We start from the raw sequence: 14,113 nt of genomic DNA, 5'->3' as shown, positions 1-14,113 counted from the left end.
ACGTTCAGCCACTCCGGCTTCGAGCTCTGGTAAAATCACCGCATGAGCACACATACCCTATTCATCGCCGACGTTCACCTACAGCTGGAGAACGACCATCCGATCAACTCGGCATTCATCAAATTCTTGTCCCAAGAGGCGCCGAAGGCGGAAGCCATCTATATCCTCGGCGACCTATTCGAAATGTGGGTTGGCGATGACGTCGGTATTCCACAATATAAAAGCGTCATCGAACGTTTCAAACAGCTAACCGACGGTGGCATCCCGATCTACCTGTTGTTCGGTAACCGTGATTTCCTGATGGGCAAACGTTTCTGGAAAGCGACTGGCATCCAACCGATCAAGCAATTGGAAGAACGCTCGATCCACGGGGTGGATGTACTGGTGATGCACGGCGATACCCTCTGCACAGACGACCGCGAATATCAGAAGATGCGCAAGATTCTGCGCCACCCGATCGTCACATGGTTGTTTTTGAGACTGCCGCAAAAAAAGCGTTTGCAGATCGGCCATAACATGCGCGAGAAATCCAGAAAATACAGCCAGAACAAACCGGAAAACATCATGGATGTGAACGCTCAGGCCGTACAAACGCTTTTTACGGAATATCCGCACGTAAACCACCTGATTCACGGTCATACCCACCGTCCGGCGCATCATGTGGTTGAAGTGAATGGAAAGGAAAAGCACCGCTGGGTGCTAGGCGATTGGCGCCCGGAGACAAAAATCATCAAGCTTTCCGGGGAAAACGGCATCGAATTGCTCGACTACCCCTCAGCCCTGTAAAGCCTTTAAAAATAATCCGGAATCAGATATCCAGCTTCAGGAACTTGAAGTGCAACTCACCGTTGTCATCCACGGTGAAACGCACTTTCTCTTTAACGCGTCCCGACTCCTGCGTACCCGAACAAGTCCAGGCGATCTGCCAGTCGTAAGAGTAGTCGCAACGATATAGATTGTCTTTAAGATAGACCACGTCATCCACCGTCATATTACCCGCAAAACTGGCTGCCTGGCTGATATGGGACATATCCTGAACGAACTCACTCTGTAATTCAGACAAATGCGATTCAATGCTGTTTTTCAACGTTTCAGCCAAAGCCTCGCCCTGCACCATTCCCGAATTCGCCAATTCTGCAAATACGACCTTCATATTTGATCTTTCCTAAAACTGAACAGGCCTGCTCAAAACCTGAAAACCTCAAAAATTAAAAATTCTTAGACACCAAGACGTCTTTTTCGCCTTCCGATTTGGCAATCACAACCGCACCGACCGAATCACTGAATATGTTCACAGCGGTTCGCATCATATCCAGTAAACGGTCGACGACCAACAGCAGACCAATCGCTTCGGCCGGCAATCCAACCGCCACAAGGATAATACTGATTGCCACCAGACTAGCCGAAGGAATTCCTGCCACCCCGATTGAAGTCGTAAGAGCGATAACCACAATCAACAACTGAGTGCCAAAATCCAAAGGCACGCCGAACAACTGTGCGATAAACACCGCTGCCACACACTCATACAACGCCGTACCGTCCATATTCACGGTAGCGCCAAGTGGCAAGACAAAACTGGTGATACGATTGGACACACCTGCACGATTCTCCAGAGAACTCATCGAAACCGGCAAGGTTGAAGAAGAAGAGCTAGTCGAAAAAGCCGTCAACAAGGCCGGTGCCATCGCCTGGAAATGCAACCAAGGGTTCTTGACACCGCCTACGAAACGCAAAATCAACGGCATCACCACCAACAAGTGTACAGCCAATGCCAATGTTACCGTCATAAAGAACAGCGCCAAATTGCCAAACTGGTCGAATCCGGTTTTGGCCACCGATGCAGCCACCAGGCCAAACACCCCGATCGGAGCAAACTTCATAATCCAGGAGGTCATCAACATCATCACATCAAACACGCCCTGCCAGAAATTCATCAGGGTTTCGCGCGGCCCGCCTTTAAGCTGAGTCATGAAAAATCCGAACAACAAGCTAAAGAAAATCAATCCAAGCATCTGCCCTTCTGCCGCTGCATTAACGATGTTGGTCGGGATCATTCTCAGAAACACCTCAACCACATCACCGGCTGACTTACCTTCCACCGCTTTGGAAACATGCTCGTTCGCCTCAATGACCGGCGGCGGATTGTCCGAAACACCCGGCTGGATGATATTGACCAGCACCAGACCGACCATGATGGCGATGAAACTGGTGGCTACATAATAAGAGAGGGTTTTTCCGCCCAATCGCCCGAAACCGCCTTGGGTTCCAATGTTTCCTATCCCCGTGATGATTGCAGACATCACCAAAGGCACCACGATCATCTTCAAAGCGTTCAGGAATAAAGTTCCGATAAAGGTGTACACTGCCAGCCAATGCATTCCCAGAATCGTACCTTCCGTTCCGGTATAGCTCCCCATTGCGGCCGCCAGACCCAGTGCGATTAAAATTTGCCAATGCAAAGCCAGCTTCATGTTCTTTCCTTTATTTTAAATCCGATAACCCAATACAAAAAAAGCGCCGTAGGCGCTTTCAAAAAAATACATTTACAACGGATTAAATATCCGGGCACTGATTCCATGCCATGAACGAACCAAGGTTATAAACCTCTTCAAAGTTCTGTGACATCAAAATCTGCATTGCCATATGCGAACGCTGTCCTGAACGACAGAATACGATTACCGGCAAATCCTTATCCAAAATACTCTCACCAACGCGATCGATATCCTGCAATGGAATATTAATTGCACCCGGCAACTTGCTCATCGCAAATTCTTCCGGAGTACGAACGTCCACTAATTGTGCATTTTTTTCTTTAATTAGACGCTTCGCGTCATCGCAAGGAATAAACATCTTTTATTCAAACTCCCACATACACTGATTTAACGTGCGGATAAATATACAGTACCGTCTTTAAAACAACCAATTCAAACTGATTGTTGATGCCCAAATAAATCCTATGGCAACAAGCGCAGCCAGTACATCATCCAGCATAATACCAAACCCGCCAGAGACCGATTTATCGGCCCAGCTAATCGGCCAAGGCTTGGCGATATCAAAAATTCTAAAGGCTATAAAGGCAAACAACCAATACCAGCCGGTCTGTTCGGGCAAACACAACAATACCAGCCAAATTCCGACAAATTCGTCCCAGACAATTCCACCGTGATCGTGCACTCCGAGCATCTCGGAAGAACGACCGCAGATCCAACTGCCTGTCACCGTCGCAAGCGCCAGAATGACCCATGCCAGTGTTTCACTCCAAAGCAAAACCGGCAGAAACAACAGCAACCCCAACAAGGTTCCAACTGTCCCTGGTCCCTTTGAAGCAAGACCGGAGCCAAAACCAAAACCCAGTAAAAGTACCGGGCTTTGAATCAGCTGTCTGAATGTCGGCGTGGATTGTGCCATAACCTTTTTAAAAAATTATGAACGTTTTTTTGCAGCGGTTCTCAAACGCAGTGCATTCAGCTTGATAAAGCCTTCCGCGTCCTTATGGTTGTAGGCGCCACCGTCTTCTTCAAACGTAGCAATCGCTTCGTCAAACAAGCTATTTTCAGAAGTACGGCCTACTACAACCACGTTTCCTTTGTACAACTTCAGACGCACGTTACCGGATACATTCTCTTGAGATTTGTCGATTAACGCCTGCAACATTTCCCTTTCTGGTGCAAACCAGAACCCGTTATAGATCATTTCGGCATAACGAGGCATCAATTCATCTTTAAGGTGCGCCGCGTTACGGTCCAAAGTCAAAGATTCCATCGCACGGTGCGCTTTCAACATGATAGTACCCGCTGGGGTTTCATAACAACCACGTGCCTTCATACCGACAAAACGGTTCTCGACGATGTCGTCACGGCCGATACCGTTGGCACCGCCAACCTTGTTCAAGTATTCCATAACGGTCGCAGGGGACATTTTCTCGCCGTTGATCGCAACGATATCACCCTTCTCGAATTCGATGTCCAGGTAAGTCGGCTCGTCCGGAGCGTTTTCAGGAGAAACCGTCCACAACCACATATCTTCTTCAGGCTCGTTAGCCGGATCTTCGATAACGCCACCTTCGTAAGAGATGTGAAGCAGGTTCGCATCCATCGAATAAGGCGACTTCTTACCTTTTTTCTTCTCGATCGAAATGTTGTGCTCTTCGGCATAGGCCATCAACTTTTCACGGGAAAGAAGATCCCACTCACGCCAAGGCGCAATGACCTTAACATCCGGCATCAACGCATAAGCGTTCAATTCGAAACGAACCTGATCGTTCCCTTTACCGGTCGCACCGTGAGAAATCGCATCCGCGCCGGTTTCTTTGGCGATTTCAACCAGACGCTTGGAAATCAAAGGACGGGCGATTGAAGTACCCAGACGGTACTCACCTTCATAGATGGCGTTAGCGCGCATCATCGGGAAAACGAAATCACGTGCAAACTCTTCACGCAAGTCTTCGATGTAGATCTCTTTGATTCCCATCGCTTCCGCTTTGGCGCGAGCCGGTTCAACTTCTTCACCTTGCCCGATATCCGCCGTGAACGTCACAACTTCACACTTATATTCTTCTTGTAGCCACTTCGCAATAATGGACGTATCCAGTCCACCGGAATAAGCTAAAACAACCTTTTTGACTTCAGACATAATTGTTTTCCTCAATGCGTTCTATTATTTGCGCGAATTATACATTAAAATCCATTCTTTAGATTAATTAAAAGAACGCCAAACATGAAGATATTCGACTTTTTCAAGGTCGCTCCGCAGTATCTGATCCCTAAGCATTTTCTCTCGCAGTTAATGCATTGGTTCATGCAGGTCGAAACCCCGTGGATTAAAAACACCACCATCAAAGTGCTTACCAAAATCTACAAGATTGATGTGAGCGAAGCACTGGAAGAAGACATCAACACTTACCCACACTTCAATGCTTTTTTCACCCGTGCCCTAAAACCTGACGTCCGTCCGGTGGATTACAGTTCCGATGTCTGGGTCAGCCCGGTCGACGGTCTGATCAGCCAGTCCACCCCGATCGACGGCAATCGCATCATCCAGGCCAAATGCCATGACTACACGGTAGAAGCCCTCGTCGGCGGCGACATCGAATACGCCAAACAGTTTCAGGACGGTGAATCGGCGGTCATCTACCTTTCGCCGAAAGACTACCACCGCATCCACATGCCGACCGATGCCAAACTTTTATCCATGACATACGTTCCGGGTGATCTGTTTGCAGTGAACCCGGCCACGGTCCGAAACATCGACGGCCTGTTCGCGCGTAACGAGCGTTTGGTGATCCGTTTCGAGAACGAACACGGGCCTTTCTGTCTGGTGATGGTCGGCGCGATTTTCGTGGGAAGCATGGAGACTGTCTGGGAAGGAAAAATCACTCCGGAATACGATCCTGTGCTACGTCATTGGGATTATAGCGACCGTAATTTGCATTTTGAAAAAGCAGATGAAATTGGGCGCTTTAATATGGGCTCAACCGTGGTATTATTAACACCAAATGGTCAATTACCGGAACTCGGGCAAATTCGCCAGAACACTCCCATTAAAATGGGAGAGAAAATTGCAAGCTATCCAACAAAAACAATAACAGACACTGACAACGATTATTCAACTGAGGAATAAATATGAAACAGATTACTGCCATTATCAAACCGTTTAAATTGGACGATGTACGTGATGCGCTACATGATATCGGCATTCATGGTATGACGGTTACAGAAGTCAAAGGTTACGGTCGTCAGAAAGGACACACTGAAATGTACCGTGGAGCCGAATATGTTGTCGACTTTCTGCCAAAGTTAAAACTTGAAATTGCAGTGTCTGCCTCGGTTGTAGAGTCAGCTGTTGAAGCGATCATCAATGCCGCTCAAACCGGTAAGATTGGTGACGGTAAGATCTTCGTTACAGAAATCGAACAGACTATCCGTATTCGTACGGGTGAAACAGGTGAAGAAGCGCTATAAGCACAATACATTTCATCTGAATGTCTTAACGCCGCTTCAATGCGGCGTTTTTGTATCCATCAACCGAAGTTATTTATATTCTTAGGCTTTGTTAGTCTTTTGATTTGTCCGTCTTAGGTGACTTCGGCTTACGACTTTTCCCAGCCTTCTTCTCCTTTTCGTTTGCAGGTTTTTTAGACTCGGCGAATTTTTCCCGCAATTCCGTCAACTTACGGATCTGCTGCTCGATTCTCCAATTCAGACTTTCTTTCGGATAGTCTCCGTTTTCATCCGCCTCGCCAATCTCCAAACCGGTCAACAGTGCCATCACCTCATCGATACTCGTCACACCGTAAACCGCGAACTTACCGCTTTCCACCGCCTCGACCACAGACGCTTTCAGCATCAGATGCTTTACATTCGATGCCGGTATGATCACGCCCTGATCTCCGGTCAAGCCGCGTGCTTCACAGATGTCGAAAAATCCTTCGATCTTTTCGTTAACCCCTCCAATCGCTTGAATCTCGCCGTGCTGATTCACCGATCCGGTCACGGCCAGACTCTGTTTCAACGGCACGTCCCCCAAGGCTGAAAGCAAGGCACACAGTTCAGCCGCAGAAGCACTGTCGCCTTCAATCATTCCATAAGACTGTTCAAATGCCAGACTGGCCGACAGCGCCAAAGGACGTTCCTTGGCATAACGGTAAGCCAAATAAGACGACAAAATCATCACTCCCTTGGAGTGAATGGCGCCGCCCAATTCGACTTCGCGTTCAATGTCGATTACCTTGCCGCTGCCCAGTCGAGCCGTCGCCGTAATTCTGGAAGGCCTGCCGAATGCGTAATCATCCAGCTGGATCACACTCAAGCCATTGACCTGCGCCACCGTCTCCCCACTGGTATTCACCAGATAAGTTCCACGTAAAATCGCTTCCTGAACCCGCTCGCGAATCTGATCCATGCGGTAAAGACGGGTATCGATCACTTTCTGGACGTCTTCACGGGTAATGCTCTCACGATCGGACTCCTTCGCCCAATAATCGGATTCCTTCAATAAATCGGCCAAGTGCCCCATGTGCAGCGAGACCTTTTCGGAATCCTGCGCCATGCGTGAAGCCTGTTCAATAATCCGCTCCACCGCTCCTTTATCCAAAGGCAACAAATCATTCTGCTTCTGTAAGGCAGCGATCATGCGTGCATAAAGCTCCATCGAAGCATCATCACGATCCATATCTTCGGCGAAATCGACCGCCACCTTAAACAGCAGGTCGAACTCAGGATCGTACTGTTTCAAAAGGTAATACAGCAGACGACTTCCGGTCAGCACAACCTTAACGTCCACTGGAATCGGTTCCGGTTGCAATGACGTGGTGCTGGCCAGACTCAATACCTGTTCCAATGATTCGATCTTGATCTCCCGTGAACGCAGTATCCGCTTCAAGCCATCCCAAGCATAGAGCGAGGTCAACACTTTACGTGCGTCCAACACCAGATAACCGCCATTAGCCAGATGTAACGCCCCTGGTTTGATCAAAGAGAAATCGGTCAGCAAGGTTCCGAACTGAGCGATATGTTCAATTCGTCCGATGAGGTTCTGATAGGTAGGATTGTCCTCGAAGATGACCGGTGCGCCTTCCGTTTTACTGTTATCCACGAGTACATTGACCTGATAACCGGTAAACTCAGGCGGTAACTTGTTTGACGTCTGACCGCTGGATTTCTTTTCAGCGCCGAATTTACGAAACAGCTCAACATTGTCGATGATGTCCTGCTTGGCGCTTTTAAGGAACGCCTTCACCTCTTCTTCCGTGTAATTGGCCTGAAGATCGTCCGCGTAATGCGTCACCGTCAACTGGGTGATTTCGCGGTTGAGTTCCTTGACCTTGTCCCGTGTCTCTTTCTGCCAAACCGGAATCTTCAACAACAACTGTTTCAAGTCATCTTGCATCTCTTCCACCACACGGGTGATGACCTGCTTCTCTTCTTCGGGAAGTTGCTCGAACTCTTCCGGGTGCATTGCTTTGCCGTCTTTATTCTTAGGCCCCAAATTCCAACCGGTTGAAGTGCGAACCATGATGATGTTGTTGCGCTCGGCCTTGGCTGCAATCTCTTCCAACGCCTGATCTTCACGCCGTACATATTCGTCGTGAAGCGCCTGAAAAGCCGTATTGTATTCGTCACTCTCAAACGCCGCCGGAATGGCAGCCAGAATATCAAACACGAACTGCTGCATATCCTGTTGCAACTTGCGGCCGACGCCTTTGGGTAACTTGAGAACAAGGGGTTTATGAGGGTGTTCGAAATTATTGACGTAACACCAGTCAAATGGTGCTTCAGCCTGCTTGGACTCTTCTTCAAGCAGCTCTTTGACCGTGGTGTGCTTTCCCAGTCCGGTGGAGCCCAGAACAAAAAGGTTATAACCTTCGTGTTTGATATCAACGCCGAATTTCAGCGCTTCCATCGCGCGCGACTGGCCGATGTGTTCGGTAATTTCTTCAAGCTCGTCCGTTGTGGTAAACGCCAGGTTTGAAAGATCGCAGACATGGTACAAATCGTCTTGAGCGATTTGATATGCTTGTTTATTTCCAGCCTTACCTTCTTTCATAACACCTCGATTCCCTTCAACGCTGTGAGATTATCGATACGAAACTGAGTCAATTTCGTACGGTTTGTTTCGAATGAACATGGATACAATTTAACGCTGTTTAACCATCATGTAAACAAGGGCATAAACTCAAAGAGAAACTATTTGTTACAAATCAAGAAAAGGTCGATGTCATTCCAACTTAAGGGCGATAGCCTTGCCCGATTCCAAATTCAGGGACAGGCCGAAACGACGGCACTCACGGTTAAGCACCTCATCAATCCAGTCCACATCTTTACAGCTCGGATAAACCAATTGAAAACGTTTCATCTGTAACGGCACCAGTTTAAATCCAAGCAGGTTGCCACTTTCAGGGTCCATATCCAAGAAATACATCAGCGCCAGATCGCCCCTGTAACTATCGTGACCGCTAATGCCTTCATAATCGTTTATAAAATCGCCACATCCGTAAAGGATCAGCTTACCCAGATAGACTTCCAGACCCTTAACATGATGCGAAGAATGACCATGTATCACGTCCACCCCCGCCCGTTCAATTAAACTGTGAGCAAACTCGATTTGTTCATCCGAAATCTCATACCCCCAGTTACCGCCCCAATGAATCGAAAATACGACAATATCATTGGGCTGTTTGACCGACCGAACCTGTTTGGAAATTCGCTCTACCGCCTGAGGCGAAAGCGCTTCCAAGAAATTAACCCCCGCCCGATTTGAACAGGCCTGCCAGGAATCCGGAACGCCGCTGGTCGGCAAGGCGTAGGACAATACAATCACCCGCCCTTTTTCACCGACCTCCATAATCACGGGTTCTCGGGCTTGCGATAGGTTTTCACCTGCTCCGGAACACTTCAAACCGGCTGATTGCAAAGCATCCAATGTTTGAGTCAGGCCTTTATATCCCCAGTCCAATACATGATTGTTAGCCAATACACAACAGTCTATTTTTGCCGCTTGCAGACAACCAACATTCTTCGGGTTCATCCGATAATGAATGCCCTTCTCTTTCCAATAATCCGAACGTGTCGTAACGGAGGTTTCCAGATTGATGATTCTGACATCCGGCTGATAGCGTTCAAATTCCGCCATGGCATCACCCCAGATGTATCGGTCGTCTACTTGACGGGGAATCGGGCCGTTAACGAGTTCGGCCAGATTGACATAATCGCCTGCGTTTCTGACGTAAGGTTCATGAAGTTTGGGATTGCATGGATGAAGAAGGATCTGGTCAATGCCTCTTCCGGTCATCACATCTCCGCAAAGAAACAGCCTGAGAGATTGAGAGGCTTGAGGCAAACGATTGGAATCTGAAGCGTTTTCGACCATGATGCACTTCTCGTTTTTTAAATAAAATCAAATTGATAAATTCGATTTTAAAAAGGTTTTTTAAACTGAACAGGCCTGTTCAAAACCATCAGAAATAGATCACTGAATGTTAAATCGCACTGTCTATAAACAGAACCGCCGCAACGGTCACGATAGCGATTAGCAATGTTCTTAAACCCGACCACAACCAGAAAGTCTGGCTGATTTTGCCTAAAAACACACCCAGAATGAAAATACAGACCATCGCTACGGCTATTGATCCAAGAAACGGAGAAAACGGCAGCTCGTTAAACCACTGAGCCCAAAACAACGGCGTTAGAATCAAAAGCGACAGAATGAAAGGTGAGAAACCGTTTACCAAAGCCACCAGAATCGGAAGATAACGGCTCGCTTCACCGTAATCGCTTTGCTTCAGATCAGTCACCAATGCCTGTTCAAGATCGTGCAATTCCTTCTTGCGTTCGGCCTTCTCGCTCAAATAGGCACTGCTGATCCCGCTGATGAACAAAGCGATCGTCGCACCCATGCACGCACTCAAAGCCACCGACAAATCGGTCATGCCACTGATGTAAAACCCCGTCACCATTCCAAGCACCGTTAAGGCACCATCAAAACCGTTAGTGACCATGTAGCGCCGGGCGATGCTTCTCGCCCGCAACAGGTGCAGCATTAAGTGCGGTTTATTCTCAGTGTTCATAAGAATGGAATTCCGTCGAATTCATAGGAATGAAAAAACCGGTCAGGCCTGTTCAGAACCGATGACTTCCACTTCGTCGATACTGTGGATGGAACCGCCCATCTTTTCAATGGCGGCCGACAAATCCTCAAAATGGATATCGTTTCCCTCGATCGTAATGACCGTGGTTTCCGTCTTCTCGTCCACCTCTGTAACATCCAGGTTCACCCAATAGTCCGGAGACAAGTCCGCCAATGTCGAAGCAAACGCAATGGCGTTAGGCTGATGGGGTTTGAGTACATCTAAAACCAATCTGCGGATTGTAGCCATGTTTCATCCTCAAAAATTACATTCTCAACTCTTAGTATTAGCGATGCCAAAAGGTATATGAACCATCGGTATATCACCGGCATCTGATTCCAAGTGACTCCTTTGATCATCAAAAAACATATGGGGTTTAAATGTATTTAAAATTCTATTTTTTGCCATTCCCCCAAGAAAAAACACTTCATTTGCACTAACCCCCCAATCTTCCAGTGTAGTAATAACACGTTCATGGGCCGGAGCATTTCTAGCAGTCACAATAGATGTCCTAATTATTCTTTTATAATCCCTATTATTTTCGACTTCTCTATCTTCCAACTTCTGTAAAAAAGATAATTTTTTAAACAAATCCGCTAAAGGTCCTGGCTTATGGGGAACATCTGATTTTGACATTTCATATTCATGAAATTCGGGTAAATTACCACCTTTAAAAACCGCTTCAGCTTCATCGTCAGCAATCACACCATCAAAGTCAAATGCAATTCTTAACTCTTCGTGATCATCATCATTGACAATCTTGCTTGGCAATACCACTCCTGCCGGATAATTTGAATCTATTGCTTTTTGAACATCCTCTTCATTAGCGGATAAAAATAAAGATGCATTAAACGCTGGAACGTATTCATATGGAGAGCTTCCCTCCATAAATGCCGCTCTCGATATATCTAAACCATAATGCCTAATTGAGCGAAACACCCTTTTACCAGTTGCAGCAGAATTTCTAGACAATAAAACTACCTCTACTGGGAGTTTATCTGGAAAGCGTTTATTAATTTCTAGGAATCTTTTAATAAAAGGAAATGCAACCCCCTTTTCAAGAACTACATCAATATGTTCTTCTTGAAACTCTTTATATGCTTTAGGGCCTTTCTCAACAAAAACAGCATGTGATTTTGATAAGTCAAACAGTGCACTTGATGAAACTGCAATGACAAGCTTCCTTTCGATTGGATACGGCATACTATTCCCTTAGATTTTTATCTTAACCGGTTATTTCCGAATGTCTCATTTGCAATCTAAAAACTTTATTAAAAATCAATTATACACACAATTTAATATCCCAAGCCTACCCCCCCAAATTTTAAACAAGCCTATCTGTTTTCCTAGCAGAGCCAACTATGAATGGTTATGATGAACCTGCGGTAAAACCAAATTCTCCACCGACAAGTGAGCTGAAATGCATAAAGCGCGCGATTTGATTGCGGAAATCAAACGACTCGAAGCCGAGTTACTTCAAGAAATTCAAAAGCAGGAAGAAAAATTCCTCTACAAAACTGAAAACCATAAGGTGATCTTCGATAAATCCACCTTGAAAAAACACAAAGCTCAAGCGACCAATCTATTTGCTTACTTGATGGATGTACCCATTTTGAACCTGCTCACCTTCCCGATTATCTGGTTCGGTATTTTTCCGGCGATGTTCATGGATTTAGTGGTGAGTATCTATCAATCCATCTGTTTTCGAGTGTATGGCATTCCAAAAGTTAAACGTAGCGATTACATCGTAATCGACCGTCATAGCCTTCGTTATCTCAACTTGATAGAGCGTATGAACTGCATGTATTGCGGATATTTCAACGGTTTGATGGCATACGTTCAGGAAGTGTCGGCGCGTACGGAACAATATTGGTGCCCGATAAAACATGCCACAAAACTCAAAAGCATGCATAATCACTATCATAAGTTTGTGGAATTTGGCGACTACGAAGATTATCAGAACAAACTGCTAGAAATCCGCAAGGATTACGAAGAGCTGAAAGCTAATTCCGAAAAGACTGAACACAAACCGACTTGAAGACGAATCGCCTGTAAACGCGGTTCCCGATTTTGAGGAGAGTGATATGGCTAAGCGCATCTTAATTATTCAAGGTCATCCGGATCCGGATAAAAATCATTACGGTCACGCTTTGGCGGAAGCTTATGCCAAAGGCGCGCAGGAAGCCGGACATGAAGTCGAATGGGTTTCCGTGGCGGATCTGGAGTTTCCGATTCTACGAACGGACAAGGATTTCGAAGAAGGCGAAGCGCCTGATTCCATCAAGGAAGTGCAGGAGAAAATCCACACGGCGGATCATCTGGTTATGTTCTACCCTCTGTGGATGGGTGATATGCCTGCTCTATTTAAGGCATTTCTTGAACAGACACTACGCCCCGGTTTCGCCTTCAGTTATGAAGGTGCCAACGGCTGGCCCAAAAAACTACTCAAAAACAAAAGCGCCCGAGTGGTCATTACCATGGGCATGCCGGGCTTCATTTACCGATGGTTCTATTGCGCACACAGCCTGAAAAACCTTAAACGTAACATTCTGGCTGCTAGCGGTATTTCACCGGTCAAGCACACGCTTGTGGGTATGGTGGAAGGTATGAGTGACGCCAAACGCGGCAAATGGTTGAATAGACTCGAAGAGATGGGGAAAAAAGGACTCTGATTCAAAGAATCGAAACACCGACCCGGTTAACCTGACTGTAATGTCGCGAGGCCTCGCCAAGCGGCATTATCTGCCAATCCCACTCTTTCTGAGTTTCCGGTTTAAGCACATCTCCCCAAGGATCGAATTCCTTGATGAGTTGACCATTCTTATCGAAACGTTGTACCCAACGATCGGAAATCAAACATATTAAAGGATTATCCCGCGAGTCGGCATGCTCGCTGAACTGTTGCAGATAGTGCAAATGCGCGGCCATCAGCATCTGTCCCAAATCGTCCGCTTCAACCTCGTCCAGTTGAAAGTGTGATTCCAACCATTTAACAGGCATCAACGGCAACTGAGTCATCAAGTTGAGAGAAACGACCAGATCAACACCAAAATCGTTCAACCACCTTTTGGGGATAGCAACATAATGGTTACCATGATAAAGATCATCCAACGATTCGGTCACATCGTATTCGATCAATTGAACGTTTGTATAAGCCGCCGCCTGATTACGGGCATCCGGCAGAAAAACCAAATCAACCAGTAATACCTGATCAAACAACTCACTAAGGGCGTCCAGAGGAATATCCTGTAAAGAACCGGCACCGAAAATCAAAACCTTACGTTTTTCCTCGCAAAGTTCTGCGATTTCAAGAATGGCATCCTGACAGGCCTGGTAGTGAGGTTGCCAAGTGGTTTGACAACGTTTTGCCCTGGCGGCCATGGCAATCGACTCTTTTACAAACCCCATCGGCTTGGCATAGTGCAAGGCCGTTGGAGTATTTAGATACTGCCAGATTTCCCAAATCATACCGAACTCCGATCAGGCCTG

Annotated in this window: 16 protein-coding genes; 5 read left to right on the top strand and 11 right to left on the bottom strand. The window is 46.8% G+C overall.

The genetic code is table 11. The features are described 5' to 3' along the window. Positions 1–42 precede the first annotated feature (42 nt). Complete coding sequence (locus QCB45_RS00455) at positions 43–786, top strand: UDP-2,3-diacylglucosamine diphosphatase (RefSeq protein WP_279418559.1); 744 nt, start codon at positions 43–45, stop codon at positions 784–786. 22 nt (positions 787–808) lie between these two features. Here QCB45_RS00455 and QCB45_RS00450 read toward each other — a convergent pair whose 3' ends face one another. The 5 genes from QCB45_RS00450 to QCB45_RS00430 all read right to left on the bottom strand — a co-directional run bounded on the left by QCB45_RS00450 (position 809) and on the right by QCB45_RS00430 (position 4,632). Next, positions 809–1,153 carry a hypothetical protein gene (locus tag QCB45_RS00450; protein WP_279418557.1) on the bottom strand — a complete coding sequence of 115 codons (345 nt, stop codon included), beginning with the start codon at positions 1,151–1,153 and terminating at the stop codon, positions 809–811. Between the two features lie 55 nt (positions 1,154–1,208). Next, on the bottom strand, positions 1,209–2,471 hold the full coding sequence (locus QCB45_RS00445) for a dicarboxylate/amino acid:cation symporter (RefSeq protein WP_279418555.1): 1,263 nt from the start codon (positions 2,469–2,471) through the stop codon (positions 1,209–1,211). An 82-nt stretch (positions 2,472–2,553) separates the two neighbouring features. Further along, positions 2,554–2,850, bottom strand: a complete 297-nt coding sequence (locus tag QCB45_RS00440) for a rhodanese-like domain-containing protein (RefSeq protein ID WP_279418554.1) — start codon at positions 2,848–2,850, stop codon at positions 2,554–2,556. Positions 2,851–2,910: 60 nt separating this feature from the next. Further along, complete coding sequence (locus QCB45_RS00435) at positions 2,911–3,408, bottom strand: phosphatidylglycerophosphatase A (protein WP_279418552.1); 498 nt, start codon at positions 3,406–3,408, stop codon at positions 2,911–2,913. 15 nt (positions 3,409–3,423) lie between these two features. Beyond that, positions 3,424–4,632 carry an argininosuccinate synthase gene (locus QCB45_RS00430; protein WP_279418550.1) on the bottom strand — a complete coding sequence of 403 codons (1,209 nt, stop codon included), beginning with the start codon at positions 4,630–4,632 and terminating at the stop codon, positions 3,424–3,426. 84 nt (positions 4,633–4,716) lie between these two features. Between QCB45_RS00430 and asd the strand changes: the two genes are divergently transcribed. Continuing rightward, on the top strand, positions 4,717–5,619 hold the full coding sequence (gene asd / locus QCB45_RS00425; RefSeq protein WP_279418549.1) for an archaetidylserine decarboxylase: 903 nt from the start codon (positions 4,717–4,719) through the stop codon (positions 5,617–5,619). Between the two features lie 2 nt (positions 5,620–5,621). Beyond that, positions 5,622–5,960, top strand: coding sequence for a P-II family nitrogen regulator (locus QCB45_RS00420; protein WP_279418548.1), 339 nt, complete (start codon positions 5,622–5,624; stop codon positions 5,958–5,960). Between the two features lie 91 nt (positions 5,961–6,051). Here the strand turns inward: QCB45_RS00420 and QCB45_RS00415 are convergent, their stop codons facing one another. The 5 genes from QCB45_RS00415 to QCB45_RS00395 form a co-directional block, all read right to left on the bottom strand. Next, entirely contained in the window at positions 6,052–8,544 is a 2,493-nt protein-coding gene (locus QCB45_RS00415; RefSeq protein WP_279418547.1) for an ATP-binding protein, read from the bottom strand. A gap of 171 nt (positions 8,545–8,715) precedes the next feature. Next, complete coding sequence (locus tag QCB45_RS00410) at positions 8,716–9,867, bottom strand: CapA family protein (protein WP_279418546.1); 1,152 nt, start codon at positions 9,865–9,867, stop codon at positions 8,716–8,718. Between the two features lie 109 nt (positions 9,868–9,976). After that, on the bottom strand, positions 9,977–10,564 hold the full coding sequence (locus QCB45_RS00405; protein WP_279418545.1) for a hypothetical protein: 588 nt from the start codon (positions 10,562–10,564) through the stop codon (positions 9,977–9,979). 42 nt (positions 10,565–10,606) lie between these two features. Further along, positions 10,607–10,873, bottom strand: a complete 267-nt coding sequence (locus tag QCB45_RS00400; RefSeq protein ID WP_279418543.1) for a DUF211 domain-containing protein — start codon at positions 10,871–10,873, stop codon at positions 10,607–10,609. 24 nt (positions 10,874–10,897) lie between these two features. Next, positions 10,898–11,827 carry a 5'-nucleotidase gene (locus QCB45_RS00395; protein WP_279418542.1) on the bottom strand — a complete coding sequence of 310 codons (930 nt, stop codon included), beginning with the start codon at positions 11,825–11,827 and terminating at the stop codon, positions 10,898–10,900. Between the two features lie 217 nt (positions 11,828–12,044). Between QCB45_RS00395 and QCB45_RS00390 the strand changes: the two genes are divergently transcribed. Then, complete coding sequence (locus tag QCB45_RS00390; RefSeq protein WP_279418540.1) at positions 12,045–12,662, top strand: hypothetical protein; 618 nt, start codon at positions 12,045–12,047, stop codon at positions 12,660–12,662. Between the two features lie 46 nt (positions 12,663–12,708). After that, positions 12,709–13,296 carry an NAD(P)H-dependent oxidoreductase gene (locus tag QCB45_RS00385; protein ID WP_279418537.1) on the top strand — a complete coding sequence of 196 codons (588 nt, stop codon included), beginning with the start codon at positions 12,709–12,711 and terminating at the stop codon, positions 13,294–13,296. Position 13,297: 1 nt separating this feature from the next. Here QCB45_RS00385 and QCB45_RS00380 read toward each other — a convergent pair whose 3' ends face one another. Then, on the bottom strand, positions 13,298–14,092 hold the full coding sequence (locus tag QCB45_RS00380) for a hypothetical protein (protein WP_279418536.1): 795 nt from the start codon (positions 14,090–14,092) through the stop codon (positions 13,298–13,300). Positions 14,093–14,113: the final 21 nt, after the last annotated feature.

This window comes from Thiomicrorhabdus sp. ZW0627 (assembly GCF_029767005.1).
Taxonomy (GTDB): Bacteria; Pseudomonadota; Gammaproteobacteria; order Thiomicrospirales; family Thiomicrospiraceae; genus Thiomicrorhabdus.
The sequence above is the reverse complement of the archived record's forward strand: the minus strand, read 5'-3'. Positions and strand labels throughout refer to the sequence as shown.

Excerpts from the sequence above, each read along its gene's own strand:
- QCB45_RS00455 (WP_279418559.1), top strand. The coding sequence starts at position 43 with ATGAGCACACATACCCTATTCATCGCCGACGTTCACCTACAGCTGGAG.
- QCB45_RS00450 (WP_279418557.1), bottom strand. The coding sequence starts at position 1,153 with ATGAAGGTCGTATTTGCAGAATTGGCGAATTCGGGAATGGTGCAGGGC.
- QCB45_RS00445 (WP_279418555.1), bottom strand. The coding sequence starts at position 2,471 with ATGAAGCTGGCTTTGCATTGGCAAATTTTAATCGCACTGGGTCTGGCG.
- QCB45_RS00440 (WP_279418554.1), bottom strand. The coding sequence starts at position 2,850 with ATGTTTATTCCTTGCGATGACGCGAAGCGTCTAATTAAAGAAAAAAAT.
- QCB45_RS00435 (WP_279418552.1), bottom strand. The coding sequence starts at position 3,408 with ATGGCACAATCCACGCCGACATTCAGACAGCTGATTCAAAGCCCGGTA.
- QCB45_RS00430 (WP_279418550.1), bottom strand. The coding sequence starts at position 4,632 with ATGTCTGAAGTCAAAAAGGTTGTTTTAGCTTATTCCGGTGGACTGGAT.
- asd (WP_279418549.1), top strand. The coding sequence starts at position 4,717 with ATGAAGATATTCGACTTTTTCAAGGTCGCTCCGCAGTATCTGATCCCT.
- QCB45_RS00420 (WP_279418548.1), top strand. The coding sequence starts at position 5,622 with ATGAAACAGATTACTGCCATTATCAAACCGTTTAAATTGGACGATGTA.
- QCB45_RS00415 (WP_279418547.1), bottom strand. The coding sequence starts at position 8,544 with ATGAAAGAAGGTAAGGCTGGAAATAAACAAGCATATCAAATCGCTCAA.
- QCB45_RS00410 (WP_279418546.1), bottom strand. The coding sequence starts at position 9,867 with ATGGTCGAAAACGCTTCAGATTCCAATCGTTTGCCTCAAGCCTCTCAA.
- QCB45_RS00405 (WP_279418545.1), bottom strand. The coding sequence starts at position 10,564 with ATGAACACTGAGAATAAACCGCACTTAATGCTGCACCTGTTGCGGGCG.
- QCB45_RS00400 (WP_279418543.1), bottom strand. The coding sequence starts at position 10,873 with ATGGCTACAATCCGCAGATTGGTTTTAGATGTACTCAAACCCCATCAG.
- QCB45_RS00395 (WP_279418542.1), bottom strand. The coding sequence starts at position 11,827 with ATGCCGTATCCAATCGAAAGGAAGCTTGTCATTGCAGTTTCATCAAGT.
- QCB45_RS00390 (WP_279418540.1), top strand. The coding sequence starts at position 12,045 with ATGCATAAAGCGCGCGATTTGATTGCGGAAATCAAACGACTCGAAGCC.
- QCB45_RS00385 (WP_279418537.1), top strand. The coding sequence starts at position 12,709 with ATGGCTAAGCGCATCTTAATTATTCAAGGTCATCCGGATCCGGATAAA.
- QCB45_RS00380 (WP_279418536.1), bottom strand. The coding sequence starts at position 14,092 with ATGATTTGGGAAATCTGGCAGTATCTAAATACTCCAACGGCCTTGCAC.